Source organism: Paraburkholderia sp. DD10 (assembly GCF_049177125.1).
GTDB classification, from domain to species: domain Bacteria; phylum Pseudomonadota; class Gammaproteobacteria; order Burkholderiales; family Burkholderiaceae; genus Paraburkholderia; species Paraburkholderia terricola.
Genome location: NZ_CP185393.1, coordinates 3,808,871 through 3,833,365, shown reverse-complemented (window position 1 = coordinate 3,833,365; position 24,495 = coordinate 3,808,871). Strand labels below are relative to the sequence as shown.

Below are 24,495 nucleotides of genomic sequence, written 5' to 3'. Positions count from 1 at the left end.
TCGACCGCAAATAGTCAACAAATGATGCCAGGGAGGCATATGGAGCAGAGTTCGCTCGCAGCACAATCCTTATCGGACGAAGACCTGAACGCGCTGCGGCGCGCCAAACACGAGCTGGAAAGCCCCGCGCTGGCGATGAAGCTGGCGAGTATCGTCGGTGCGCCGCTGGAGAAACTGCTCGCGCGCATGCCGGCGTTCGCCAACGAAAAGATCGCCGATGCAACGGAACTGGCATTGCGCAAGTGCCTCGCGATCGCGCTGCGCACGTTGGGGCGGCAAGACAGCGCTGCGCCGCTCGCCGCGCCCGACAAGCCGAGCAACCTGCTGCACAAGTTCGCTGTGGCGACCACCGGCGCCGCCGGCGGCGCCTTCGGCCTGTTCGCGCTGCCCGTCGAGTTGCCGATCACGACCACGCTCATGTTCCGCTCGATCTGCGATATCGCGCGCAGCGAGGGCGAAGACCTGACCTCGATCGATACGCAACTGCAGTGTCTGACGGTGCTGGGCATGGGCGGCACGTCCACTGCCGACGACGACGCCGACTTCGGTTACTTCATCATGCGCGGCGCGCTGGCGCAGGCGGTGTCGAAAGCGTCATCTGAAATCGCGACCAAGGGTTTCACCGCGCACGGTTCCGCAGCCTTGCTGCGCCTGCTTCATACGATTACCGCGCGTTTTTCTGTGCAGGTGAGCGAACAGATCGCCGCCAAGTCGATTCCGGCGATCGGCGCCGTGCTCGGCGCGATGGTCAATACGGTGTTCATCGACCACTTCCAGCAGGTCGCGCACGGTCATTTCACCGTGCGGCGGCTGGAAAGGCAGTACGGCCACGAAACGGTCGAGGCCGCCTATCAGACGATCGACATCGCGCTCGCCGGCTGAGCGGCGTTCGTGGCGCGGTTCGTGACGCGCCGCACGAAGGCCGCGGCGCCGTCGAGCGCGCGATTCGCCTCGGGCATGAACGGCGTGAACAGCGGCCACACGTGCGGCATCTTCTTCCATACCTCGAATTCGCAGTCGACGCCCGCCGCGCGCGCGTTGTCGGCAACGCGTCGCGAATCGTCCAGCAACACCTCGGTGCTGCCCGCCATGATGAAGAGCGGTGGCAAACCGTGCAGTTCGGCATAAACCGGCGAAGCGTACGGATGCGTGGCCGGCGTGTCGCCGAGATAGACCTTCGCGGCCCGCTCGATCGCGGCGCCGCAAAACATCGGATCGCGACTGTCGTTGGTGCGGATACTCGCGCCGGCAGCGGCCAGATCGGTCCACGGCGAGAACAGTAGACCACCGGCCGGCATGGGATCGCCGGCGTCGCGAAGCGCGATCAACGTGGCGAGTGCGAGGCCGCCGCCCGCGGAATCGCCCGCGATCACAATCGACTCGGGCGGCACGCCATCGGCGATTATCTTGCGATAGGCCGCAGTGGCGTCGTCAAGCGCCGCAGGGAAAGGATGTTCGGGTGCAAGGCGATAGTCGAGCGAAAAGACCGGAGCGTTGGCGCGCGTTGCAAGACCGAACACTAGCGAACGATGCGTGAGCGGCGAACAGAAGTAATAGCCGCCGCCGTGGCAATACAGTACGGTCGGTTCAGCGCTAGGCGCTGGTTTGCCGCCGGCGCGCTCTATCCACTCCCCGCGCAGCGGCCGGTCATGCGGGCCGTACAACTCTCGCAGACGCCAGCCGGCGGGAACCCGCGGTGACCAGACGCGCTTGGCGGTCAACGCCCGCGCTCTCTCGACATCGATACATGGCTTGAGGGTTTCTGGCCGAAACTGCCTGCGCAAAATCCAGCAGGCGAGTGCGCTTTGCCAACTCATCGGGACACGCTCCTTCGATAGTGTCCCTTCATGGTACGTGCGTTCGCGGTTGCGGCGATGGGCGAGCGATTCTAATCTCTAAAAGCGCGCGCTTTCCCGAATGCGCTTCTTTCTATCCGGTCTAGTTCGCTGGCAACACCTGCCCGCGAATTTCGCCCGTCGGATTCTGTGCTGTGTGGATATTGAAGTACCACTGGCCCGCCATCAGATCGGTGACCTGCTGTTCGGTGAGCGCCGCCGATCCCTTGATGGGGCTGCCAAGCGCGCTCTTTCCTATTGGCACCTGAGGCTTGGCGTTCTGGCCCACTGGAGCGGGGCCGTGGAAATGCGCGGCGGTGACCGGGCCGCTCAATCCTTCATAGCTGATCGTCCATTGCAGCGATTTGGTCGACGTATCGAACGTGGCGTTCAACGTGCCGTGCCCATGACTCACTCGCGGCGGCACCTCGCTCGACGGCTCAAGATCCGCTTTCAAGGCCACCGTATCCGCGAAGGCGACGCCCGACGTCAACACCCACAGCACCACAGCAAGGTTCAGTTTTCGAAGCACAATCATGGTCTTCTCCGGACTTGATGCACCGCCGCACCGACGTTTCGGCTGCGCGGAGCCACCACATACTAGTGCAAATTTCTTGAATACGTTTGCGGATGGCGGGTGAGCAAGCGATGTATAGGGCGCGGCACAAGGGCCTGACTATCGTGAGCGCAGAGGCTGATTCATAGTGCTCGTTGGTTTCGTAGTTATCCGTGGTATCGAAACGCATCAGGCCGCTCGCGCGAATCTCGTCCGCTCCTGAATAAGCGCAACTTCGAGCGAATTCGAGCAGCGCCTTCGTCGATTTCCTCAAACAGTTAATTGCGGATTTCGGAACGAATGGTTAGCGCTATCCGAGTTATGCTTCCGACTGCGAGAAGTGACTCCTTCATCGAAGGATGTCTCCAAACCTTAACGCGGCTTCGGCCGCGTTTTTTTTCGTCTGCTCATTGTTGGATTTGTTTTGCTCAGTCCTCTTTTCGGTCACACCTGTAGCGAGGAACGGCACCGCGCCGCCCAAGCGGTGCAATGTCACGCGAGCAAGGCGGCCTGCTGCTCGATTCGATCCAGCATGACCTGGCACTTGGTGATCAATATCAATCCCTCACTGCGCACGCGTTCCGGTGGCTTGACGGTGATATCTCGACGATATTCGTCCAACGCATTGAGCAGCGGCGGATATTGCAGCACGCTCGCTGCCCCGGCCACCCTGTGCAACCACTCACGCACGCGCCCAATCTCAGCGCTTTCGACCAGTGGCGACAACGCCTCCACGTCCTCGCGCACGGACGAGACAAACGAGTCGAGCAACGCCTTGACGGTCGATTCGCTACCCCACAACTGCGTCATGTGCGCCAGATCGACTGGAACAAACGGCTCTGTGACGCCGTGAACATCCGGCCCTGCGACTGCCGGGGTGCTCACCGTTTCAATGGGAGCGGCTTGCCACGCGCTGTCGGGGCCGAACCAGCGGCTCAGGTAGTCGCGCAGCGTGGCGAGCCGGGTCGGCTTGACGAGGCAGTCGTCCATGCCCGCATCGCGACATAGATTCAGGTCTTCGGGCGCGGTGTTCGCCGTGATACCGAGAATGGGCAGACGCTGCGCGCCACCGTGCTCCCGCTCGCGGATGCGCCGCGTGAGTTCATAGCCGGACAGGTTCGGCATATGGCAATCCGTGATCAGGCATCCATAGCTCGTGCGTTCCAACGCGACCAACGCCTCCGCACCGTCGTTCGCCACGTCGCATGCAAAGCCGAGCAAAGCCAGTTGATGACGGATCAACTCCTGATTGACCGGGTGATCTTCCGCCACCAGAATCAGGCGGCCGCTGGCAATGGCGCTTTCACGGTCCGGCGGCACGGTGCAGCCCTCGGCCGCGCGCGGCTTGCCCGCCGGGCGCTGAGCCACCGACGGCAGCCCCGCCAACGCGGCGGCGCATGCGGCACCGAGTCCGCGCCACGAAATAGGGTTGATGCTGACGCGTACGTTGTCGTCGAAAATGCGGTAGCCCGTCGGCTTCGGCTTTTCGGTCAGGCAAATGACGCGTGAGCCTAGGCTGCCGCCTGCCGGCAACCTCACGTTCTCGCTCACGAAAAGCAGGTCCACGTCTGCCAGCGCGGCGCGCTCGCGCAGTTCCGCGGCATCGGGTGAGACGCGGCGCAGTTTGAGCCCAAGCGCCTCGCCAAAATGCATCAAAGCCTGAGCGACGCGTGCGTCGCCAATGGCCACGACACCGCGCTTGCCGCGCAAGCCGCCAGCGCAATAGCGCTCAGTTTCGACAGGCATGGTGAGCCGCACGATCATGCGTGTTCCCGCCCCCGGTTCACTGCGCAGTGCGAGTGAGCCGTTCATGAGGTCGATCAGCTTACGGCAGATCGTCAGCCCAAGGCCAGTGCCCCCGAAGCGGCGCGTGGTGGACGATTCAGCTTGCACGAACGGCTCGAAGAGTTTGGCCTGCACCTCCGGCGCGATGCCGATGCCCGTGTCCGCCACGATTACTTCCAGCGTCTGAGCGCCGGCGGCTTGCGCGACGACCGACACGCATACTTCGACCTCGCCCTCCGACGTAAACTTGATGGCGTTGCCGAGCAGGTTGAATAGAATCTGCCGCAGTCGCACGCTGTCGCCTCGAAGTGTGGCGGCGACTTCGGGTGCGATGTCCACGCGCACTTTCAAACCCTTTTCATGCGCTCGGCCCGCGAGCAAGCCAACCGAGTTGTCGACCAGTTCGCGGATGTCGAGGGGTTCGGCTTCGATCGTGAGCCGTCCCGCTTCGATTTTCGAATAGTCGAGCAAGTCGTCCAGAATCTGCAGTAGCGCGCCGGCCGACTCGTGGATCATGCTCAGCATTTCTCCTTGATCGTTATTGAGCGGCGTGCGTTCCAGCACTTCGACGAGACCGAGCACGCCGTTCATCGGCGTACGGATTTCGTGGCTCATCATGGCGAAAAAGTCGTCCTTGGCGCGCGAAGCCGCCTCGGCCATGTCGCGCGCTCGCGCGAGTTCCTCGGAGCGCGCGCGCTCCACGCTCACGTCCACCCAGTAACCGCTCCACACGACGCTGCCGTCCGGCTCACGGCGCGGCACCAACTCCGCGCGCGCCCAATAAAGGCCACGTTCGGTTTCGAAGCGAAACTCGATATGCACCGGCGTTTCGGCGTGTGCCGAGCGTTCCAGTTCGGCCAGCACCAATGGCCGGTCCTGCTTGTATATCCACCGGAAATCGACGTCGTCGCGCTCTATCTGAGAAAGATCCAGACCACCCAACAGATGCCGGGGTCGCCGCCGAAGTAGGGAAACGAATAAACACCGTCAACGGTACGACGCAGTTGAAATACCACCGCTGGCAACGACCGCGTGACATCAAACAGACGCCGCTCTGTTTCGCGCGCGCGCATTTCGGCGCGCCGGATGTCGGTAATGTCGACCATCGTTCCAAGCACGCAGACCGGTTGACCGTCGCTGTTACGACAGAGGCTGGTCCAGAACAGGCCATGCCGCAAATCGCCGGGGCTGCGCTTGAACTGCAGTTCCATCTTCGCCGTCTCGCCATGTTGCAGCACCTCGTGCGCCATGTCGTCGAGCACGCCGCTGTTGGCTTCGCCCCAGGTATGGACATCGGTGGTCGTACGCCCGATGACCGCTTCGCGGGGCATTCCGCACGCCTCTTCATAAGCCTGATTGACGGCGATGTAGCGGCCGTTCAGATCCTTGGCAACGAGCGGATAGGGAACCATCTTCATCATGGTTTCCTGGAAGTTCAACTGCGTCTCGAGTTGCCGCTCCGTCTCCTTGCGCAGCTTCACTTCGCGTTGCAGCAACAGATAAGCACGCAGTGTGACCAGCAACACGACGCCGATGCCAATCAGCAGCGGCAGCAGACGCACTGCGTTAACGCTCCATAGCCGGGTTTCCGGCGCATTGCCGGTGACCCACTTTTGGCGAATGCGCTGCTTTTCGGCGGGCGGCATGGCCAGTAAGGCGCGGTCGATCAGACCCGCGAGCGGGCCCAGATTTGCGCGGACCGCGAAGCCGAGGCGGTCCGATTCGCCGACCGTACCGAGAATCTTGAGCACGCCGGCGTAACGCTCCTTGAGCAGGATGTCGATGGCTGCCACGTTGCCGACCAAAACATCGGCCTCGCCGGTTTCGACCATGTGGAGTCCGTCGTCCAGGCTGGGCGCAACAGCGACTTGGTCTGCAGGAATCTGCTTGAACGCGAGGGGAACCGCTCCGGCGACATGCGCGGAGACGACGATGCGGCGCGACGCAAAATCATTGAGTGAGCGTGCGGCCGGCTCGTCTTCCCGCCCGACGATCACAAGCGGATAACTTTCGTATGTCCGCGTGTGCCGTGCGTTTTTTAAACGCGGGTCGCTACTGGAGGCGGTGGCGAGCATCGCCAACTGCCCGCCTTGAAACGCGTCGACCGTGGCGGGCCAGTCGCCGGTGCGCGCGCGGTTGAACACGACGCCGAGCGTACGACTCAGATAAGCCAGATAATCCGCTGCAATGCCAGCGGGCCGCCCGGCCTCGTCGACATAGCTGAACGGTGGCCAATCGTTGTCGAAACCAACTTGTATTGGAGGCAGCGAACGGAGCCAGGCCTGCTCTTGTGACGTCAGTGCAAGCCGATACATGCTGGACGCGGATGTCGCGTCGAAATTGCCCGATAGCCAGCGCGCGCGAATTGCTGCGTCGTCGGCCGATTTGATGCGCGTAAGCGCGTGATCGAGTTCGTCTCGCAATGCGGCCCGGCTTCGCGGTACGCCAAAGCGCAGATCGGCAGTCTTGCTGGTTTCCTCGAAAGCAACACGCAGACGACGGAACTCGTCCGTGCCTAGTGCATACCGCACCGTGGGAGTAAAGCCGAAGTAAATGTCGGCCTCGCCTTGGGCCACCGCGGAGAGTGCGGCATGCGTTGTGGCGAAGGTATTGATTTCGGCGCGCGGGAACCGGTCGCGCATTGCGCGCTCGCGCGCATAACCTTTCTCTACCGCGATGCGCGCACCGGTGAGCCGGGCGGGCCCGTCATAGTCGTCACTCTCCCGGCGCACCACCGCTGAAGTGGATGAACGAAAATACGGCGCGGTAAAACTGATGCAACGTTCGCGCTCGGGCGTTCGCGCAAGACTCATCAACAGATCGACTTTTCCGGCGCATGCAGCGGCAAGTAGCTGCGGCATGTCTGGAAATGCCTCGGCTTCGATGACGACATTCGGCCCGACGAGTGCGCGCAGATAGTCGACGCTCATACCGGTGAGTTCACCGTCCTGAAGTGCCTCGAACGGCAGCCAGCGGTCCGCGAGAACGCCGACGGTCAGCTTTTCAGGAAAAGCGCCTGCGGCTTGCGAATGGGTGAGGTCGCCGTCCGACTGGGCAAGCGCCGTTACCTGCACGCCAAGGAATAAGGACAGCGCGAGCAGGCATAGCGAGACGCGCCGCAGTACCAGCCTCATTGCAAGGCTTTGCAGCGATTGGAGGAGAGACACGAGGGGCCGCACCATTCCGCGTTCACGCAACTTCGCCCTGCCCATGGGCGGGCGTGGCGGCAGACCAGTCTGGTCTGCCACGCAGGAAGGAGAACAGCGCGCCGGCCGCGATGCCGCCCGACATTGGTGCGGCCCAGAACAGCCAGAGCTGGTCCAAGGCCCAGTTGCCGACAAATAACGCCTGGGCCGTGGAGCGGGCGGGATTGATCGAGCCGTTGGTGACCGGAATCGACACCATGTAGGCCAGCATCAGGCAAGCGCCAGCGATAAGCGGCGCGACCCATCCCCGCTCTTGCCGGCACGCCGTCAACAGGTACACCAGGACAAAAACGAAGGACAGCACGAACTCGATGATCAGCGCCGAGTGCAACTGATAGTCGGCGGGCGAATGGGCGCCAAAACCATTCGCCGCAAATTCGCTAGCGGCCAGTTCGAATCCGGGTCGGCCGCTCGCCACATAAACGAGCAGTGCTGAAGCGACGATGGCACCCAGAAGTTGCGCGGCAATGTATGGCAACAGGTCCCTGACCGGAAAACGTTGCGCGATCGCGAAGCCAACAGTGACAGCGGGGTTGAAATGCGCGCCCGAGATCCTACCGAACGAGTAGGTGGCCGTGGCAAGCGCGACGCCGAACGCTAGCGACATTTCCAGTACGTCGTACCCTTGCTGGATTCCGCTCGTATTCAATACCACGGTACCGCATCCAACGAAGACAACCCAAGCCGTTCCCGCGCCCTCCACCAACAATCGCTTACCTAGCGCGACCATGCCGCCTCCCGTTTTATCTCTACGAGGCAGACGGCATCACTCGTAATTGCCGCAAGACATCTGCCTGAATTTTCCCGGCTTCCTACTGCTCAGCATGACCAAACGAATGCTCTCGTTGGACAAGCATGAAGCAAAGGCGCAGCCAATTCAGAACTATGAGACGGCAACGTCCACCAACCAATCAGAACAGTCCTAAACTCCAAATCATCGACCGGTGCGATCGAAAATTCCGACTGCGCTCAAGCCAGCCCAATTTGCCGTGCGTAGTCAATGAGATCGGATTCCGTTTCGAGCCCGAGCTTGCGCATCGCGCTGCGCTTTTGCGTGCTGATCGTTTTTCCGCTGCGTTGCAGGCGCGCCGCGATTTCATGGACCGCCAGGCCTTGCACGTAAAGCTGGAAGATTTCCCATTCTCGTGCGCTCAGCACACCTGCTCGAAGCTGCAGCGGCGTATCAGCCGCTTCTATCGCGAGGCGAGCCTGTCCCGACAGATAAACGCCGCCAGCAACAGCAGCCTCGATTGCATCGATCAAGTCCGTGGCGGCGTCGCGTTTATCGACGATTCCGCTGACACCGATGTGGAGAAGACCTGTCAGCATGTGTGCATGGCAGATCATCGTGAGCACGACGAGGTGAGGATGCGGTCGCGCCCGCAACAGGCGCCGCAGGAACGGCACTGCATTGCTGCCTCCGTGAATGCCGGGCATGCTGATGTCCGATACGACGACGTCGCATGTGCAACTGTCGATCAGTTCAGCTAGCTTGTGAGTGTCGGCCGCCTCGCCGGTCACTTCGATATGTGGCACGGCTTGCAGCAACCGCCGAACGCCGACACGAACGCAGTCGTGATCGTCGGCAACGATAACGCGGATTTTTTGTGTCATTTTTGTTGTCTTATCGACTGGCCCGCCCTGCACGCGATGTGTTTCCCCGGGCTGTGCCAATACATCTTCTGTTCGTCGCGCCGCTGCGGCGCGACGCCTCGCCCACTGATTATCAGTTTTGCGTGCGCTCCTCGGGAACCACCCCGTACTCGGCAGCGAAGCGGAACAACTCAGCGTCGCTGTTCAGATCGAGCTTGCGCATCGCGGTGCATTTTTGCGCGCTGATGGTCTTGACGCTGCGGCCCAAACGCGCCGCGATTTCCGTGACGCCGAGCCCTGACGCATATTGCGTGAACACCTCGAGTTCACGACGCGAAAGAATCTGCCGTACGAAATCGAGCCGCCGGTTCACCATTGCCTCCGCAATCAGCGAGCGCACCGCGGGCCCGAGATAGCATTCGCGCGCCAGCGCCGTTATCACCGCCACGTGAATCAGATCGATCCGGTCGCGCTTGCTTACCAGTCCATCCACGCCGAGCGAAATGACCTTTTGCAACGCAGCCGGCTCGGTTTCCATGGTGAGCACGACGAGCGCGATATCCGGGTAGCGCAGCTTGAACTGCCTGACCGCTTCGAGTCCATCGCCATCGAAGCCGCCCGGCATGTATAGGTCCATGAGGACCAGTTCGCAGGGTTTGCGATCGACTTCCTGGAAAAGTTCGGTGGCGTCAGCAGCGCGACCGACGACCCGCATGTTCGGATATCCACCCATCAGGTTCTCGATCGCCAGTAGAACGAGCGGGTGATCGTCTGCGATGATGGCTCTGATGGGTGCGCTTATATCTGCTGTGTCGTTCATTGTTTATCTCCCCCTACCTTGAAGTTCCGGCCTCTTTCGTCGAAGAAACTGGCTCTGCGGCGATCATTAAACATTCCTAGGAGAATAGACATAAGATCGCTCCGAAATGGCTTATTCAATCGGTCTGAGTAATTGATTAGATATGCGATTCAAAGCTAGGAATTCCGTGCGCACGGACGTAAGAGAAAAGTCCGGGACCGTTAGTAACGCCAAGTTTGACCATCGCTTCGCGTTTTTGCCGGCTGACCGTACGACGATGGCACCCAAGCGCCGCCGCGATTTCTGAAATCGATTGGCCGCTCACAAACAGTTTGACCACTTCCGCCTGCAGCCTCGATAAGCGCGCAACGGGCGGCGGCTCCCGGTCCTCCTTCCACGACTCGGCGAGCGCCTCGTTGATCGAACGCCCGAGGTACGTTCCACCACTGCGGCTCGCCTCGATCGCTTGCCAAAGCTGATCCATCGATTCTGTCTTGCTGAGCGCACTCACGGTGCCGTCTGACACGACGGCGCGAAGAATCGCGGCGTTCGTCAGCATTGTCATCACGACGATGCGCAGCAGCGGCCATTCATCGCGGATTCGCCTGACAAGGCTGAGGCCATCTTCGACGGCGCCGGAGGGTTCGGGCATCGAGAGGTCGGTGACGAGCACATCGCATGGCGTGCTCCGCAACAACTCGATCAATAACGTGGGAGTGATCGCCTCGCCAACAACGCTGACGCCGACATGGGCGTCCAGCGCGGAACGGACGCCAAGTAAAACGAAGGGATGATCGTCTGCCAGAATGATTCGAGTGTTCGCCATGATTTTGTCTCTTTGTTGTAGGTGTAATCAGCGAAAAGCGCAGAGTATTGACACGCTCTGCGCATGCTTTAACGGCACCTTGGCTCGGCATGAATGCGCCAAGCCGCTCATAAAATCATCGCTACACTCGCCAGCGAAATCGGAGTGTTCTGAATCCGGCAAAGAAACTGACAGCCCATTGCGGTTCTATTAAAAGAAAAACGCGGAATGACCCAAAACGAATATTTCCATCGCTGTTAATGCCTGCGCGAAACCGCATCTGATGTCGCGGTGCGGATGGCATCGCACATCGGCAGCGTTGTCACGTCAGGTCGCATCACACGCTCGCGCGGCGCTCGTCTTTGCCCCGCGCGCCGCGCGCGGAAGAATCGGCCATGCGATCAGCGCGCATGCGCTGGCCACAGCCCACACCAGCGGCCACGAACCTATTGTCAGAAGTGGCGGGATCGCGAGCGGCGTGACGAACAGCGTGAGAAAGACGCAAGTGTTGCCGATCGCCAGCGCGGTGCCCGCGCGACTCGTGCCGGCCAGCGTGGCGAGTTCCGTGAAGGCGACGCCGTGCCACGCCGACGCGCTCACGCCGCCCAGCACGATCATCAGCGCAAACACCGCCGTCGTCGCCGCGTCATGCGTACCGGCGAGACCCGTCAGCAACGCAAGCGATGCGAACAGCGCGGCGGTCGTCAAGCTGCATGCACGCATGTAAGGCCTGCGATTGCGATTCCGGTCGGTCCAACGCCCGCTCCAAACCCTCGCGACCGCAGCGCCGGCCTGAACGGCGGCCATCGTCACGCTAATCGCCAGCACGCCGGCGCGGCCGGAATCGTGGAGGAACACAGTCCCGAACGTGATCACGGCGAGCTGCGGCACGCACAGCGCTCCCGCGCCGAGCGCCACACGCCAGATGCCGATGTCGCGTAACGGTGAAACCTTCGGTGGCTCGCCCTCGGCCATCACCGCGTTTTGGACTGCGTTGCGACCGGCGCGAACATCGCCCGCATCAGCATGCGAAGGTTCATGCAGCCACAGCCATGCGAACACCGCCGTGACCCCGCACGCCGCGGCCAACACCGCATACGCGCTGGCAAAACCGAACCTCGATGCCAGCACCGGCAGCAACAACGCACCGAGCCCACCGCCCGCCGGCACTGCCGTCTGTCGAATACTCATTGCGAGCCCGCGCTCACCCTCCTGAAACCAGGCCATCACCGCACGGCCGCTCGAACCGTTGACGCTGCCGCCCAGCAGGCCGATCAGCAACAGGCCGAGTGCGAGCGTCGCGACGCCCGGCACGTGATCGCCCGACGGCACCACGAACAATGCGAGCCCGGCCAGCGCGGCTGCCGTCGAAAGCAGTCCGAGCAACAGCACCCGGCGGTCGCCCCAACGATCGGTCAGGAGCCCCCACGGCAATTCGCTCACCGCGATGCCCAAGCCGAGCATGCCAAGCACCAGCCCCAGGCCGTCGTTGCCGAGGTGATAGCCCGAACGCAAAAAAACAGCGGTCGTCGGGATCCCCGAGAACGCCGCCGAAAAACTCGCATTGGCCGCGAAGCCGACTCCCAGCACCTTCCACCGATGGCTCGCCCCGCGCTCACCCAACGCGCGAACCGCGTCAACCGATCCGTTTGCCATCACACCCCTCCGTAAAGAAATCTGGAGGTATCCTACGGCTGGGCATTCCATCGGAAAAGCCGGAAATTTAGATAACATCCATCGGATATACCGAATCATGAGCCAACGTGGATTCGACCTGACGCAGTTGCGGACCTTCGTCGCCCTCGCGGAATCGGGCAGCGTCTCGGCGGGCGCGGCGCGACTGTTCCTGTCGCAGTCTTCCGTGAGCGAGCAGTTGAAGAAACTCGAGGAGCGCGCCGGCCAGCCGCTCTTCGTCCGCAGCAAGCAGGGCGTGAGCGCCACGCCGGCCGGCAGCCGTCTGCTCGATCACGCGCGGCGCATCATCGCAATGAGCGAAGCGGCGTTCGAAGACCTGCAAGGCCGCTCGCTCGATGGCGAATTGCGCATCGCGATCACCGACTATTACCGTCCGCACGACATCGCGCGCATTCTCAAGACGTTCTCGGAACAGCACCCGCGCCTGAAACTGCACGTCACCGTATTGCCGAGCGCCGTGATCGACAGCCATGCCGGCGACGACGCATCGTTCGACATCGGCCTCTCGCTGCGGCTCGTCACCGGCAAAACGCGCTCCGCAAACCCGCGCGCCCGTGCGCCGAGCACCGTCGTGCGGCGCGAAAAACTGCTGTGGGTCCGCGCCGCCGACGCGGACCCGCGGCCGGCCACGCCCTATCCACTCGTCCTGCTGCCGTCGAGTTGCCAGTTGCAGCGCTTCGTCGTGAAGCTGCTCGACGAGCACAAGGTGCCGTATCTCGTGTCGCATTCCGCGTCCGGAGTCGCCGGCTTGCAACTGGCGTTGAAGGCGGGGCTCGGCATCTCGTGTCTGAACGAATCATCGATCGGCGGCGGCGTCGTGGCATGCCCGGCGAATGTCGGCTTGCCCGCATTGCCCGCGGTCGAGTTTCATCTGTTGCCGGGGCGGGTGGGTGAAAGCGAACGGGTCAGCAACGCACGCACGGCACTCATGCGGCTGTTCAGTTGATCTATGTCATGCCGGCTGCGACCGACGGCTGGCAGAATCCTTTGAAAGCGCGCCACCCAACACTAATCGATCACATTCGCGAACACATTCGCCCGATCGCGTACGTGTTCGAAGCGCGTGTCATTGAATGATTGAAAGGCCCCTAATCGCCGCCTATGATGGTCAGGTAGCCATTTGGCCTTTCCATTGACGCATGGGATGAGTTCCTGCAACTGCTACACGATGCCCAATGTGTCATGCGTTGATTTCCGCAGCCCGAAAGCCGCCTCTCATGGCGCATTCAGCGCGGATTATTGTTTTGCCAGGCTATTGCATCGCCGCATCGAGTCGACACCGTTATCCTTCAAAATCCGTTCCGATTTGTCGTTCACGCAGTCGCTATAAAAGAAAGATGGGCTGATTTGTCATGCATCGTTCATTGGATTCGCGAATGAATCCATTGGATGATTGATCGAAAATAACTCGAGAAAAAGAACGTCCCTAAACGAGGCTTGGCGTGCATCGTAGAACTCTTGGATCTTCGGTTCTGTTTGTGCTTTACGTCCTGTGGAGCGGCGCGACTTTCGCCGCGGCCAACACGTCAGGCACCATGCCCTCGGCCATGGACGAGCGCGTGCGTGCGTGCACCTCGTGTCATGGCGTGCAAGGCCAAGGCCTGAACAACGATTACTTCCCGCGTATCGCCGGCAAGCCTGCCGACTACCTGTTCAATCAGTTGGCCGCATTCCGCGACGGCGGCCGCACGTATCCGCCAATGGGCTATCTGCTGGCGTTTCTGCCCGACGACTATCTGCGCAAGATCAGCCAGTACTTCGCCGACCTCCAGCCGCCCTACCCCAACGCCGATCAAGGCGAAGTCGCGCCGGCCGTGCTTGCCGCCGGCGAGCGCCTCGTCACGCAAGGCGACCCGGCGCGCAAGATACCCGCATGCGTCGCGTGTCACGGCGCGCGCATGACCGGCAAACAGCCCGGCATCCCCGGTCTGCTCGGCTTGCACGCGAGCTATATCGCCGGACAGATGGGCACCTGGCGCTCGGGCACGCGTCATGCGCTCGCCCCCGACTGCATGCGTGCGATCGCCGTCAAGCTGACCGACAAGGACATCACCGCGGTATCGAGCTGGCTCGCGCGCCAGCCACGCCCGGCCGATCCGCGGCCTGCACCGGCCTCCGCCGAGCGGCTGCCTCTCGCATGCGGGAGCCAACCGCAATGAAGTCGACCTCTCGCCTTTCGCGCGCGCTTCGCGCCCTGCGCTCTCTGTCTGACGTCGCGAACAAGCGCCGCCACGCAGTCGCGTCGCTCGCATGCGGCGCGCTGGTTGCCGGCCTGGTCATGAGCGTCGTGCTGCCGCGCGCACCGCATGTGCTGCTGATCGAGGAAGCACGCGCCGCCGAAGCCACGCCCGCTGCAACGCCTGCAACGACGCCAGGCGCCAACGCCGATACCCGCCCCGACATCGTCAAACGCGGCGAGTACCTGGCGCGCGCCGGCGACTGCGTCGCCTGCCATACCGCGCCGCGCGGCAAGCTGTTCGCCGGCGGTCTCGCCATGGAGACGCCGTTCGGCACGCTGTATTCGCCGAATATCACACCGGACGCGCAATACGGCATCGGCACGTGGAGCGAGGAAGCATTCTTCAAGATGATGCGCACCGGCCTCGCGCAGGACGGCAGGCTGCTGTACCCGGCCATGCCGATCGCGCAATACACCAAGGTCACGCGCGAGGATTCGAACGCGATCTTCGCCTACCTGAAGAGCGTGCAACCGGTACGCGAGCCGAGCCACAAGCACACGCTGCGCTTCCCGTTCAATCAGCGCAAGCTGCTGTACGGCTGGCGCACGCTGTATTTCCGCGAAGGCGAGTTCCAGCCCGATCCGACCAGGTCGGTGGAATGGAACCGCGGCGCGTATCTGGTCGAAGGGCTCGGGCACTGCACGATGTGCCACACCAAGATCAACATGCTCGGCGGCTCGTCGCAGAGCGAGCAGTTCGCGGGCGGCCTGATTCCGGTGCAGAACTGGTACGCGCCGTCGCTCACGTCCGACAAGGACGGCGGTCTCGGCGACTGGAGCATCAAGGACATCGTCGATCTGCTGCAAGCGGGCATTTCGGATCGCGGCGCCGTGTACGGGCCGATGGCCGAAGTCACCTACCACAGCCTTCAGTACATGACGGGCGAGGACGTGAAGGCGATGGCCGTGTATCTCAAGACGTTGCCGGACAATCGCGGCCGCAAGTCGGGGCCGTCCGCGCCGACCAACACCAACGTGTTCGCGCTCGGCGAAAAGATCTACGCCGACAAATGCGCGATTTGCCACGGCGCGAAGGGCGAAGGCAAGTTGCAGCATTACCCGCCGCTCGCCGGCAACCAGTCGATCGAAATGGACTCGGCGGTGAATCCGATCCGTATCGTGCTCAACGGCGGCTTTCCGCCGGGCACCATGCGCAATCCGGAGCCTTACGGCATGCCGCCTTTCGCGCAGGAACTGAACGACACCGACGCCGCCGCCGTGGTCACGTATATCCGCACCGCGTGGGGCAATCACGGCCAGCCGGTGACGGCTCGCGACGTCAACGAGCTACGCAACGCGCCGCTGCATTGAACCGCTGCACTGGAGAGACTTTTGATGGAAGCGAACGATACCCGCAGCGCGCCCGCGCCGACCGATGACGAGGTGGAAAGCGTCATCGCGGCCGGCCCGCATGGCGCGATTGCCGTAGCCGGCGTCGCCACGCTGATCGTCATGGCGATCTGGTTCGGCTTCTACTTTTTCGTGTTCCTGCCGCGCGGCGTCGTTCACTGATCATGTCGACCGATTCCAATCATTCATCGGGCGGCCACGCGGTCGCCTTGCGCGCCGAGCGCCGCTGGGCGATTTTCGCCGGCGCGCTGATCCTGCTGATGCTGGCCGTCATCGTGTACTCGGGGCTGCATTGGGCGATGATGCCGCCGTCGCGGGTCGAGACGATCGATCCCTCGCGGCTGCAACTGTCCGGCGAATTCGTCGAGGACAACCTGGGCACGGCGGTGGAGCCCGACGGCTCGGTGGTCGTGCGCTTCGTCGCGCAGCAGTATTCGTTCACGCCGCAATGTCTGCTGGTGCCCGCCGACACGCCGGTCACGATCCGCACCACCAGCGCCGATGTCGTGCACGGCCTGCTCGTCACCGACACCAACATCAACACGATGGTCGTGCCCGGCTACGTCGCCACGCTGAACACGCGCTTCGACAAACCGGCCGATCACACCATGCCGTGCCACGAGTTCTGCGGCTTCGGCCACCAGGCCATGTGGGCGCACGTGAAAGTGATCGACAAAGCCGCCTTCTTCGAGCAGGCCCGACAATCCCGGAGACTCAGCTGTGTTTCACGCTAAGCGACTCGTTCTTGCGCATTTCTGGCTCGCCTTCATCGCGTTTCTGATCGCGCTGCTTCTCGGCGCCTGGCAGATGCTGGTACGCAGCCCCCTCGCGCCGTGGGTCGGCGACCCCGAGCTCTACTACCGCTCGGTGACCGCGCATGGTTCGGTGATGGCCTACGTGCTGCCCACCCTGGTCTCGATGGGTTTCGGCTATGCGATCGTCGAACTCGCGCTCGCGCAGCGGCTCGCCGGACTCAAATGGGCGTGGGCCGCGTTCATCATGCTGGCGATCGGCGCCGTGATGGCGATGGTGCCCGTCGCGCTCGGCAGCGCCTCGGTGCTCTACACCTTCTATCCGCCGATGATCGGCAGCGCCTTCTATTACATCGGCGTGGTGCTGGTGGTGGTCGGCTCGTGGATCTGGGTCGCGCTGATGCACGTGAATCTGCGCATCTGGAAACGCGCCAATCCGGGCCGGGCCGTGCCGCTCGCGATGTTCGCCAACGTGGCGGGCGCCTACCTGTGGGCGTGGACCGCGCTCGGCGCGGCGCTCGAGATCCTGTTCCAGATCCTCCCGGTCGCGCTCGGTCTCACCAGCACGATCGACGCCGGCCTCTCACGCGTCCTGTTCTCGTGGACGCTGCATGCGATCGTCTATTTCTGGCTGATACCGGCGTACATCGCGTATTACACGCTGGTGCCGCGCGCGATCGGCGGACGGCTCTATAGCGACTCGATGGCGCGCGTGTCGTTCATCCTGTTCCTCGTATTCGCGATGCCGATCGGCATTCACCATCTGTTCGTCGATCCGCAGGTGGGCTCAGGCTTCAAGTTCGTGCATGCGGTGTTCACCGGCATGGTGTCGGTGCCGACCCTGCTGACGGTGTTCACGATCTGCGCGTCGGTGGAAATCGCCGGCAGGCTGCGCGGCGGCAAGGGCGCGTTCGGCTGGCTCACCGCGTTGCCGTGGCGGAACCCGATGATGCTCGTGATCGCGTTTTCGTTCGTGATGCTGGGTCTCGGCGGCGCCGGCGGCCTGATCAACATGAGCTACCAGTTGAACTCGACGGTGCACAACACGCAGTGGGTGACCGGGCACTTCCATCTGATCTTCGGCGGCGCGATCGTGATCATGTACTTCGCGATCGCGTATGAACTATGGCCGCAATTGACCGGCCGCGCGATCGTCTCGCTGAAGCTGGTGCGCACGCAGTTGTGGCTGTGGTTCATCGGCATGCTGGTGGTGACGCTGCCCTGGCACTACGTCGGCCTGCTCGGCGCGCCGCGCCGCATGGCCTATTACGACTATACGATGCCGGGGATGGAAGCGCAGGCGTTCTGGGTGGGCATGTCCGCGGTGGGCGGCTTGATCCTGGTGGTGTCCGGCGTGCTGTTCGTCTACATCCTCGCGAAGTCGCAGTTCGGACCGGCGGTGGAGCAGCAGCGCTTCCAGTTCGCGAGCGCGGTGCATCCGGTGGAGCGCGTGCCCGCCGCGCTCAACAGCTTCGGCTTGTGGGTGGCGTTGATGATCGGGCTGACGGTTGTCAACTACAGTGTGCCGATCGTGCAGTTGCTCAAGTTGCCGCAGACGTCGGTGCCCGCGGTGGTCGTCGGAGCACAGCGATGAATCAGGAACGCGTCTTCAGCTTCCGCAATCCGTGGTTCACGGTGAGCGTGGGCGGCACGCTTGCGATTGCCGTCGTGGCGATACTGATCGGCTTTATCTGGTTACCCTCGGCGAATAGTTCGTTCGCTGGGCGCGGCTTGTGGGCGACGATTTGCAGCGCCGCGGGCGCGCCGTCGAGCTGGTACGGCGGCGCCAACATCGCCGGCCCGGCGCCGAGCGACGTGGTGGTTTTGCCGCCCTTGCACCGCGTGCGAGCCGACGCGAATTCGATCGGCCGCGGCGCGACGATCGCGACGCAGAACTGCTCGATGTGCCACGGCGTGCTGGGCACGGTGCAGGTGACGGCGCCCGCGCTGGCCGGGCAATATGCCGACGTGACTTATAAGGAATTGCGGGATTATCAGAAGGGCGTGCGCAAGAACGCGATCATGCAGCCGATCATCGCGGCGCGCAGCGATCAGGATCTGCACGATCTGGCGGCTTACTATGCGTCGTTGCCTCGCGCGACCGCGGCCGAGCTTTTGCCGACCGGTGCGCAGCCGGATGCGAATGCCGTGAGGCTTGCGATGCAGGGTGATCCGCGGCGCAATATCGCGCCTTGTGCTGCCTGTCATGGGCAACTCGATCGCAAAGGCGCGGCGCCCTGGCTTGGCGGGCAGTCGTCTGTTTATCTCGCTGCGCAGATGCGGGCGTTTGCTTCCGGCGCGCGGCGGAATGACATTAACGAGCAGATGCGGAATGTGGTGCGGGAGATGACTTCTGCGGAGATTGATGGGTTGGCTAAGTATTATGCGGCTATGCAGTAGGTGACGGGTTTTGCCTGCTCGGCGGTTTGGGTTGTGGGCTGGGTTTGTTGGGCTGGGTTTGTTGGCCTTTCCTTGCTGGCTTAGTGGTCTATTGGCGTTGCCCCTGTGCGGGGCAATGCTCTCAACTTAAGCCTCAAAGAGCTTGTAAACGAGGCATTGCCCCTGTAAACTTCATCGCATAACTCACTGATAAATCAACGATATGAACTCAAATACCAGCGTCCTCGCGGCTTCTGGCTGAGTTCTCCGATTTCCTGCTCGATCCGGCGCTCGCCGATCGCGTGCGTCGTTCTCCCACTGCCTTTACCCGCAATCGCACACTGACCTTGCCGCGCATGGCCGCGCTGATGATGTCCGGCATGTGCGCCAGTGTGCAGGCCGAACTTGACGCGCTATTCGGCGCACTGGGAAGCAGCGGCGGGCGCACCCGCGCTGTCAGCGCACAGGCCTTCAGCAAGGCGCGACGGGGAGTGTCTGCCGAACTGTTCGAACTGGCCCGCGCCCGCCTGATCTCGCTGGCCCAACCCCATATCGATTCGATGCGCTGGCACGGCCTGAGGCTGGTCGCCGCTGACGGTAGCCGCCTGCGTGTGGGCACGCGTCGCGGCCATGAACTGCGCGCCGATCACTACGCGTTTGCGCTGTTCCTGCCGGGTTCCGAACTGACCCTGCACGCTGCACTTCATCCCGCCGACGGCGGCGAGCGGCAGATGCTGTTCGAAGCCCTCGATGTACTGCAACCGCATACCGACCTGCTGCTGCTCGATCGCGGCTATATCGGCAACGCGATGGTGGCGGCGCTCGCACAGCGCGAAATCCCGTTCTGCATGCGCGTCGATGCGCGTAACTGGAAATGCGTCAGCGCCTTTACCCGCAGCGGTAAAGCCGAGCATGTGGTGACACTGGAAGCGCCCAGCGAACCGGATGCCCGCGCCTATGAACTGGCGCGTACGCCCACGACTGTGCGCCTGATCCGCGACGTCACGCCGGGCGGTCGCGTGCGTGTGCTGATGACCTCGCTGCTCGATGGCGGGCGTTATCCGGCGGCATCGTTCGGCGCGCTCTATCACCAGCGCTGGCGGGTCGAGGAAGCATTCAAACGACTCAAGCACCGGCTGCGGCTGGAAGCCGTCACAGGCCTCGATTACCTGGCGTTACAGCAGGACTTCGGCGCAAAAATCCTCGCCGACAACCTGTGCACACTGCTCAGCGATCTCGATGCGCCGCACGACGACAGACATGCCAGCCGTCCTAACCGGGTGTATGCACTGGGCGCACTCAAGCCCATCCTCGGCGCGTGTCTTCTGCGCATCCAGCGCTGTCTGGACGGCCTCGCCGGTGTGCTGGAAATGATCCACCAGACCCGATGCCGGATACAGCCCTCACGCTCCTATCCAAGACCACCCAGAAAAGCCAAGCCCCACTTCCATCTCGCGTACAAACTCGCTTGATGCAGCGGGGCTTAAGTTGAGAGCATTGCTGTGCGGGGCGGCACCTACTTCTCTTTGCCGGCCGTGTACAGACCGGAGACATGGTTGACGAACGTGCGAGGACATCGTTGACACTTTATGGTCAGCGGTTTTCGCTCCTCAGGTCAAGGGTGAGGATGCGGTGATGGGCAAACCAGAATTCAAATACGCCGTCTTCGCCGTCCTTTGCGCGTGCTGCAACCGGCAGCCGGTAAAGTGCTTTCGAGACCTTCAGGCGCCGTCCTTCAAAGCGTAGCTCGCCATTTGCCTTGACCCGCAGCACCACGTCATCCGGGCCGTACTCCGGCTCGCGCAGGACCGATGGAAACGCCCGCGGGCTCGGCTGGTAACGGCTCATCGGAGTGTCCATGCCGATCGCCTCATGCGGGCGCTCGCAGTTATAGATGGTGCGCCAGCGGTCCAGTTCGCGTTGCACGTGCTGCTGGGTGGCGAAGCTCCGTTCGTTCAGCACTTCGGCCTTCAGCGTGCGGTGAAACCGCTCGTCCTTGCCGTTGGTCTGCGGATGGTAAGGCCGGCTGTAGCTGATGCGGATCCCCAGCCGGATCAGCCAGACGGCCAGTTCGGTGAGCTGCCCCGGGCTGCCCGGTGAACCCCATGGCGAACCGTTATCGGTGTTGATGCGCAACGGCAGGCCGTAGTGGCCGAATGCCTCGCGCAGGCCCGCCTGCACCGTGGCCGTATCGGTTGGCCCACAGGCGCGCAGCAGGATGCTGAAGCGCGAATGGTCGTCGAGCACCGTCAGGGGGCTACAACGCCCCTGCTCGAGGGTATCGAAGTGTCCCTTGAAGTCCATCTGCCAGAGGACGTTGGGCTGCTCGTGCTCAAAGCGCTTCCAGGGTTCACTCATCGCTGAACCGGCCGGCAGGATCAGATTGTGCCGGTGCAGGATGGCTGTCACGGTGCTGGGCTGCGGCACCGCTTCAAAGCCCAGATCCCGCAGGCGCCGGCTGATCTTGCGGCCGCCCCAGCGCGGGTGTGCCTGACGCAGGCGCACCACCTCCTGCTCCATCTCAACGGTGGTCTTTGAGGGACTGCTGGCAGGGCGCCGCGACTGATCCGCCAGCGCGTCCTCGCCACGTCTGAGCCATTTGTAGCCGGTCTGCCGGCTGATGTTAAAGCGCTCGCACAGTTCGGTGACCGTGAGCGTGCGCTGACTGGCCAGATGAACAAATTCCTGTCTGAGGCTCATGGTGTCTCTTGCGTTCCAGGGCATGGTCGGGACCGGGCGTTTTCGTACCCGGAAGTGTCAACCATGTCCTCGCACACCTGTCAGCTATGTCTCCGGTCTGTACACCGGCCGCAAAGAGAAGTAGGCAAGAGAAAGCGGCTCAAACCGCCAGCTTTGAAGTGGGTCTCCTGGCTTGGAGGGGCTAGTGGTCCATCTGGAATCCGTGTTCTCGCGCACTCCGCGCTCGTGACAAGGCAGTCATTCTTCCGGCGGCGCTGCGCGCGCCGTCGCGGTACTTCATCGAACCGCAGGGCGCTTCTGCGGAATCCGTGTTCTCGCACACTCCGCGTTCGTGACAAGGCAGTCATTCTTCCGGTAGCGCTGCGCGCGCCGTCGCGGTACTTCATCGAACCGCAGGGCGCTTCTGCGGAATCCGTGTTCTCGCACACTCCGCGTTCGTGACAAGGCAGTCATTCTTCCGGTAGCGCTGCGCGCGCCGTCGCGGTACTTCATCGAACCGCAGGGCGCTTCTGCGTCAGCAGTAGTTCTCCAAACTGCAAGCCACTTCTGCGGTCAGCAGGGGGACTTGAAACCGGTAGTGCTGCGTGCGCCAAGCGACTGCACCGAATGCTGACGACTCGCCAGGCGCATCGGTGCGCGGTCAGACTATCCGCGCCTACGGCCAGGGGCCAGCCGCATGTCTGAAATACCCGCCTGATTTCGGCGCCTCGCCGAGGCGAAGCCGATGGCTCCCACCGCGCCCAATGAAACCGCTGGTTTCCGTGCACGCCCCTTCCGGCGAGCACGCAGTGCGAGGCGGGAAGTATGACTGCCTTGTCACGGGCGCGGAGTGCGCGAGGACACCGATTCCAGATGCACCACTACGCCCTCCAAGCCAGGAGACCCACTTCAAGGCTGACGGTTTGAGCCGCTTTCTTTGCCTACTTTCTTTGCGGCGGCAAAGAAAGTAGGTGCCGCCCCGCACAGGGGCAACACTAATAGACCACTAAGACCACAAGAAAAGGCCAACAAACCAGACCCACAACCCAAACCGCCGCAGGCAAAAAACCCCCAAAAAAAACCTAACCCGCGACAAACTCCCCCACAGCCCCCTCAACCGCCCTCTGCCGCCCGGCAAAAGCAGCCGAAGCACCACCCCCAGCACCACGACCGCCCCCCGTCTGAAACACGGCCACGGCAGCCGTCAACCGCCTCGCCTGCTCTTCCAGCGAACTGGCCGCCGCCGCAGCCTGCTCGACCAGCGCGGCATTCTGCTGAGTCACCTCGTCCATCTGAGCGACAGCGAGATTGACCTGATCGATACCGGTACTCTGCTCGATCGCAGCCGCCGCGATCTCGCCCATGATCGAACTGACGCGCGAAATCGCGTTGACGATCTCCGTCATCGTCGAGCCCGATCGCTCGACCAGTTCCGAGCCGGCCTCCACCCGCGCCGTGGACGCGTCGATCAAACCCTTGATCTCCTTCGCCGCCGCCGCGCTTCGTTGCGCCAACGACCGCACCTCGCTCGCCACCACCGCAAAGCCGCGTCCCTGCTCGCCCGCGCGCGCGGCTTCCACGGCGGCGTTCAGCGCGAGGATATTGGTCTGAAAAGCAATCCCTTCGATCACGCCGACAATGTCGGCAATCCGCCGCGAGTCGTCGACGATGCCATGCATCGTGCCCACCACCTGCTCGGTGAGGTTGCCGCCCTGCGCGGCCAACGTCGACGCGCCCTGGGCCAGCGAACTCGCCTGCTTCGCGTTGTCCGCGGTCTGCTTGACCGTCGAGGTGAGCTGTTCGATGCTCGCCGCCGTTTCCTCGAGCGACGCGGCCTGCTCCTCGGTGCGCTGCGACAGATCGGTATTGCCCGCGGCGATCTCGCTCACGCCGGTGTCGATCGATTCCGTGCCCTGACGCACCGAGTTCACCGTCGCGATCAGCGAGTCCTGCATCTTGCGCAACGCGGCGGCGAGGCGGCCCATTTCGTTGTCGCTGCTCACGACGATCTGGCCGGTCAAGTCGCCGCCGGCGATGCGCTGGAATTGCGCGATGGTGGCATCGACCGGACTGACGATCGCGCGCACCAGCACCGCGCGGCCGATCCACGAGGCCAGCAGCGACGCCGCCATGCCGATCGCCACCGCAATGCAGATCGCGTAGAACAGGTCCTGCGCATCCTGATAGCGCTGCGCGGCGCGATCGAGTTGCAATTTTTCGAGCGCGAGCATCGCCTTTTCGTACGCGCTGTAGAGCGACGGCAGCTTGCGCGCCTGCAATTGCTGGAATGCGGTCTTGTCGCCCGATTTAAGCGCGGCCATTGACGGATCGACGCCCTCGCGCAGGAAAATGTCGCGCTTGTCTTGCATCTCCTTGATCAGGCGCTGTTCGTCGGCATCCGTGCTCGCGCGGCTCAGATAGTGGGCAAGACGCTCGTTGGATGCTTTCTGGTATTGATCGAACCGCTTCAGCACGGCATCCGCGCCGTCCTGATCGTTCAGATCGACGAGCGATGCGTACGTCGCGAGCGCCAGGCGTAAACGCAGCAACTGGCCGGCGCTGCCTTCGAGGTCGGCGACCGCGGGCGTATCCACCGTGTACATCTGCTGCAGCGACGCATTGCTCGCGCGCAGCGACAGCAGACCGGCGGCGGCGCCGAGCAGCAGCACCACGCCGAAGAACGCGATCATCAGGGTAAGACAGGTGCGAATCGACAGATTTTTCAGCATTGGCTCTCTCCAAGGGGGGCTGCCTGACCGAATTGTTCAGTGATTAGCCTCGGCCACGCCTGCTGCGCCTAAGCCCCTTCGGCCAGGTCCGCA

The 24,495-nt window shown here is 62.9% G+C and carries 18 protein-coding genes and 1 pseudogene; 9 read left to right on the top strand and 10 right to left on the bottom strand.

Annotated elements, in window-relative coordinates; all coding sequences use genetic code 11:
* Positions 1 to 39 precede the first annotated feature (39 nt).
* Positions 40 to 882 (top strand): EcsC family protein, encoded by an 843-nt coding sequence (locus ACOCG7_RS32750; RefSeq protein WP_114161863.1) that lies wholly within the window; start codon positions 40 to 42, stop codon positions 880 to 882.
* On the opposite strand, the gene ACOCG7_RS32745 is transcribed toward ACOCG7_RS32750, so the two are convergent.
* The 8 genes and pseudogenes from ACOCG7_RS32745 to ACOCG7_RS32710 all read right to left on the bottom strand — a co-directional run bounded on the left by ACOCG7_RS32745 (position 852) and on the right by ACOCG7_RS32710 (position 12,235).
* A complete protein-coding gene (locus ACOCG7_RS32745) occupies positions 852 to 1,817 on the bottom strand; it encodes an alpha/beta hydrolase (RefSeq protein WP_114161862.1) in 966 nt (321 codons plus the stop codon). The two genes, ACOCG7_RS32750 and ACOCG7_RS32745, sit on opposite strands and share 31 nt — an antisense overlap.
* A 121-nt stretch (positions 1,818 to 1,938) precedes the next feature.
* Positions 1,939 to 2,373, bottom strand: a complete 435-nt coding sequence (locus ACOCG7_RS32740) for a CHRD domain-containing protein (RefSeq protein WP_114161861.1) — start codon at positions 2,371 to 2,373, stop codon at positions 1,939 to 1,941.
* A 510-nt stretch (positions 2,374 to 2,883) separates the two neighbouring features.
* Positions 2,884 to 7,310, bottom strand: a pseudogene (locus ACOCG7_RS32735) (ATP-binding protein).
* A 55-nt stretch (positions 7,311 to 7,365) separates the two neighbouring features.
* Positions 7,366 to 8,112, bottom strand: a complete 747-nt coding sequence (aqpZ, locus tag ACOCG7_RS32730) for an aquaporin Z (RefSeq protein ID WP_083084659.1) — start codon at positions 8,110 to 8,112, stop codon at positions 7,366 to 7,368.
* Between the two features lie 239 nt (positions 8,113 to 8,351).
* Entirely contained in the window at positions 8,352 to 8,996 is a 645-nt protein-coding gene (locus ACOCG7_RS32725; RefSeq protein WP_114161860.1) for a response regulator transcription factor, read from the bottom strand.
* A 112-nt stretch (positions 8,997 to 9,108) separates the two neighbouring features.
* Positions 9,109 to 9,795, bottom strand: a complete 687-nt coding sequence (locus ACOCG7_RS32720; RefSeq protein ID WP_114161859.1) for a response regulator transcription factor — start codon at positions 9,793 to 9,795, stop codon at positions 9,109 to 9,111.
* Between the two features lie 136 nt (positions 9,796 to 9,931).
* The gene (locus tag ACOCG7_RS32715; RefSeq protein ID WP_114161858.1) at positions 9,932 to 10,600 is read right to left on the bottom strand and encodes a response regulator transcription factor; all 669 of its coding nucleotides are present in this window, start codon (positions 10,598 to 10,600) and stop codon (positions 9,932 to 9,934) included.
* 306 nt (positions 10,601 to 10,906) lie between these two features.
* Complete coding sequence (locus tag ACOCG7_RS32710; protein ID WP_114161857.1) at positions 10,907 to 12,235, bottom strand: MFS transporter; 1,329 nt, start codon at positions 12,233 to 12,235, stop codon at positions 10,907 to 10,909.
* A gap of 97 nt (positions 12,236 to 12,332) precedes the next feature.
* Here ACOCG7_RS32710 and ACOCG7_RS32705 point away from each other — a divergent pair, with 97 nt between their 5' ends.
* The 8 genes from ACOCG7_RS32705 (at position 12,333) to ACOCG7_RS32670 (ending at position 20,466) form a co-directional block, all read left to right on the top strand.
* Positions 12,333 to 13,220 carry a LysR family transcriptional regulator gene (locus ACOCG7_RS32705; RefSeq protein WP_073432550.1) on the top strand — a complete coding sequence of 296 codons (888 nt, stop codon included), beginning with the start codon at positions 12,333 to 12,335 and terminating at the stop codon, positions 13,218 to 13,220.
* A gap of 496 nt (positions 13,221 to 13,716) precedes the next feature.
* The gene (locus ACOCG7_RS32700) at positions 13,717 to 14,433 is read left to right on the top strand and encodes a c-type cytochrome (RefSeq protein ID WP_114161856.1); all 717 of its coding nucleotides are present in this window, start codon (positions 13,717 to 13,719) and stop codon (positions 14,431 to 14,433) included.
* A gap of 119 nt (positions 14,434 to 14,552) precedes the next feature.
* Positions 14,553 to 15,824: a c-type cytochrome gene (locus tag ACOCG7_RS32695; RefSeq protein WP_421380608.1), complete on the top strand. Its 1,272-nt coding sequence runs from the start codon at positions 14,553 to 14,555 to the stop codon at positions 15,822 to 15,824.
* A gap of 24 nt (positions 15,825 to 15,848) precedes the next feature.
* Complete coding sequence (locus ACOCG7_RS32690) at positions 15,849 to 16,025, top strand: hypothetical protein (RefSeq protein WP_167363320.1); 177 nt, start codon at positions 15,849 to 15,851, stop codon at positions 16,023 to 16,025.
* Between the two features lie 2 nt (positions 16,026 to 16,027).
* Positions 16,028 to 16,597 carry a cytochrome C oxidase subunit II gene (locus ACOCG7_RS32685; RefSeq protein ID WP_114161855.1) on the top strand — a complete coding sequence of 190 codons (570 nt, stop codon included), beginning with the start codon at positions 16,028 to 16,030 and terminating at the stop codon, positions 16,595 to 16,597.
* Positions 16,584 to 18,209 (top strand): b(o/a)3-type cytochrome-c oxidase subunit 1, encoded by a 1,626-nt coding sequence (locus ACOCG7_RS32680; RefSeq protein ID WP_083084671.1) that lies wholly within the window; start codon positions 16,584 to 16,586, stop codon positions 18,207 to 18,209. The genes ACOCG7_RS32685 and ACOCG7_RS32680 overlap by 14 nt, the downstream gene beginning before the upstream one ends.
* Positions 18,206 to 19,015: a c-type cytochrome gene (locus tag ACOCG7_RS32675; protein ID WP_083084673.1), complete on the top strand. Its 810-nt coding sequence runs from the start codon at positions 18,206 to 18,208 to the stop codon at positions 19,013 to 19,015. The genes ACOCG7_RS32680 and ACOCG7_RS32675 overlap by 4 nt, the downstream gene beginning before the upstream one ends.
* Positions 19,016 to 19,227: 212 nt before the next feature.
* Positions 19,228 to 20,466 (top strand): IS4 family transposase, encoded by a 1,239-nt coding sequence (locus ACOCG7_RS32670; protein WP_342346033.1) that lies wholly within the window; start codon positions 19,228 to 19,230, stop codon positions 20,464 to 20,466.
* Between the two features lie 121 nt (positions 20,467 to 20,587).
* Here the strand turns inward: ACOCG7_RS32670 and ACOCG7_RS32665 are convergent, their stop codons facing one another.
* Positions 20,588 to 21,718 (bottom strand): IS481 family transposase, encoded by a 1,131-nt coding sequence (locus ACOCG7_RS32665; protein ID WP_114161853.1) that lies wholly within the window; start codon positions 21,716 to 21,718, stop codon positions 20,588 to 20,590.
* Between the two features lie 1,037 nt (positions 21,719 to 22,755).
* On the bottom strand, positions 22,756 to 24,402 hold the full coding sequence (locus tag ACOCG7_RS32660; protein WP_114161852.1) for a methyl-accepting chemotaxis protein: 1,647 nt from the start codon (positions 24,400 to 24,402) through the stop codon (positions 22,756 to 22,758).
* Between the last annotated feature and the right edge of the window lie 93 nt (positions 24,403 to 24,495).

What these genes read in the sequence shown, in the direction of transcription:
- ACOCG7_RS32750 (WP_114161863.1), top strand. Translation starts at nt 40, where the DNA reads ATGGAGCAGAGTTCGCTCGCAGCACAATCCTTATCGGACGAAGACCTG.
- ACOCG7_RS32745 (WP_114161862.1), bottom strand. Translation starts at nt 1,817, where the DNA reads ATGAGTTGGCAAAGCGCACTCGCCTGCTGGATTTTGCGCAGGCAGTTT.
- ACOCG7_RS32740 (WP_114161861.1), bottom strand. Translation starts at nt 2,373, where the DNA reads ATGATTGTGCTTCGAAAACTGAACCTTGCTGTGGTGCTGTGGGTGTTG.
- aqpZ (WP_083084659.1), bottom strand. Translation starts at nt 8,112, where the DNA reads ATGGTCGCGCTAGGTAAGCGATTGTTGGTGGAGGGCGCGGGAACGGCT.
- ACOCG7_RS32725 (WP_114161860.1), bottom strand. Translation starts at nt 8,996, where the DNA reads ATGACACAAAAAATCCGCGTTATCGTTGCCGACGATCACGACTGCGTT.
- ACOCG7_RS32720 (WP_114161859.1), bottom strand. Translation starts at nt 9,795, where the DNA reads ATGAACGACACAGCAGATATAAGCGCACCCATCAGAGCCATCATCGCA.
- ACOCG7_RS32715 (WP_114161858.1), bottom strand. Translation starts at nt 10,600, where the DNA reads ATGGCGAACACTCGAATCATTCTGGCAGACGATCATCCCTTCGTTTTA.
- ACOCG7_RS32710 (WP_114161857.1), bottom strand. Translation starts at nt 12,235, where the DNA reads ATGGCAAACGGATCGGTTGACGCGGTTCGCGCGTTGGGTGAGCGCGGG.
- ACOCG7_RS32705 (WP_073432550.1), top strand. Translation starts at nt 12,333, where the DNA reads ATGAGCCAACGTGGATTCGACCTGACGCAGTTGCGGACCTTCGTCGCC.
- ACOCG7_RS32695 (WP_421380608.1), top strand. Translation starts at nt 14,553, where the DNA reads ATGAGCGTCGTGCTGCCGCGCGCACCGCATGTGCTGCTGATCGAGGAA.
- ACOCG7_RS32690 (WP_167363320.1), top strand. Translation starts at nt 15,849, where the DNA reads ATGGAAGCGAACGATACCCGCAGCGCGCCCGCGCCGACCGATGACGAG.
- ACOCG7_RS32685 (WP_114161855.1), top strand. Translation starts at nt 16,028, where the DNA reads ATGTCGACCGATTCCAATCATTCATCGGGCGGCCACGCGGTCGCCTTG.
- ACOCG7_RS32675 (WP_083084673.1), top strand. Translation starts at nt 18,206, where the DNA reads ATGAATCAGGAACGCGTCTTCAGCTTCCGCAATCCGTGGTTCACGGTG.
- ACOCG7_RS32665 (WP_114161853.1), bottom strand. Translation starts at nt 21,718, where the DNA reads ATGCCCTGGAACGCAAGAGACACCATGAGCCTCAGACAGGAATTTGTT.
- ACOCG7_RS32660 (WP_114161852.1), bottom strand. Translation starts at nt 24,402, where the DNA reads ATGCTGAAAAATCTGTCGATTCGCACCTGTCTTACCCTGATGATCGCG.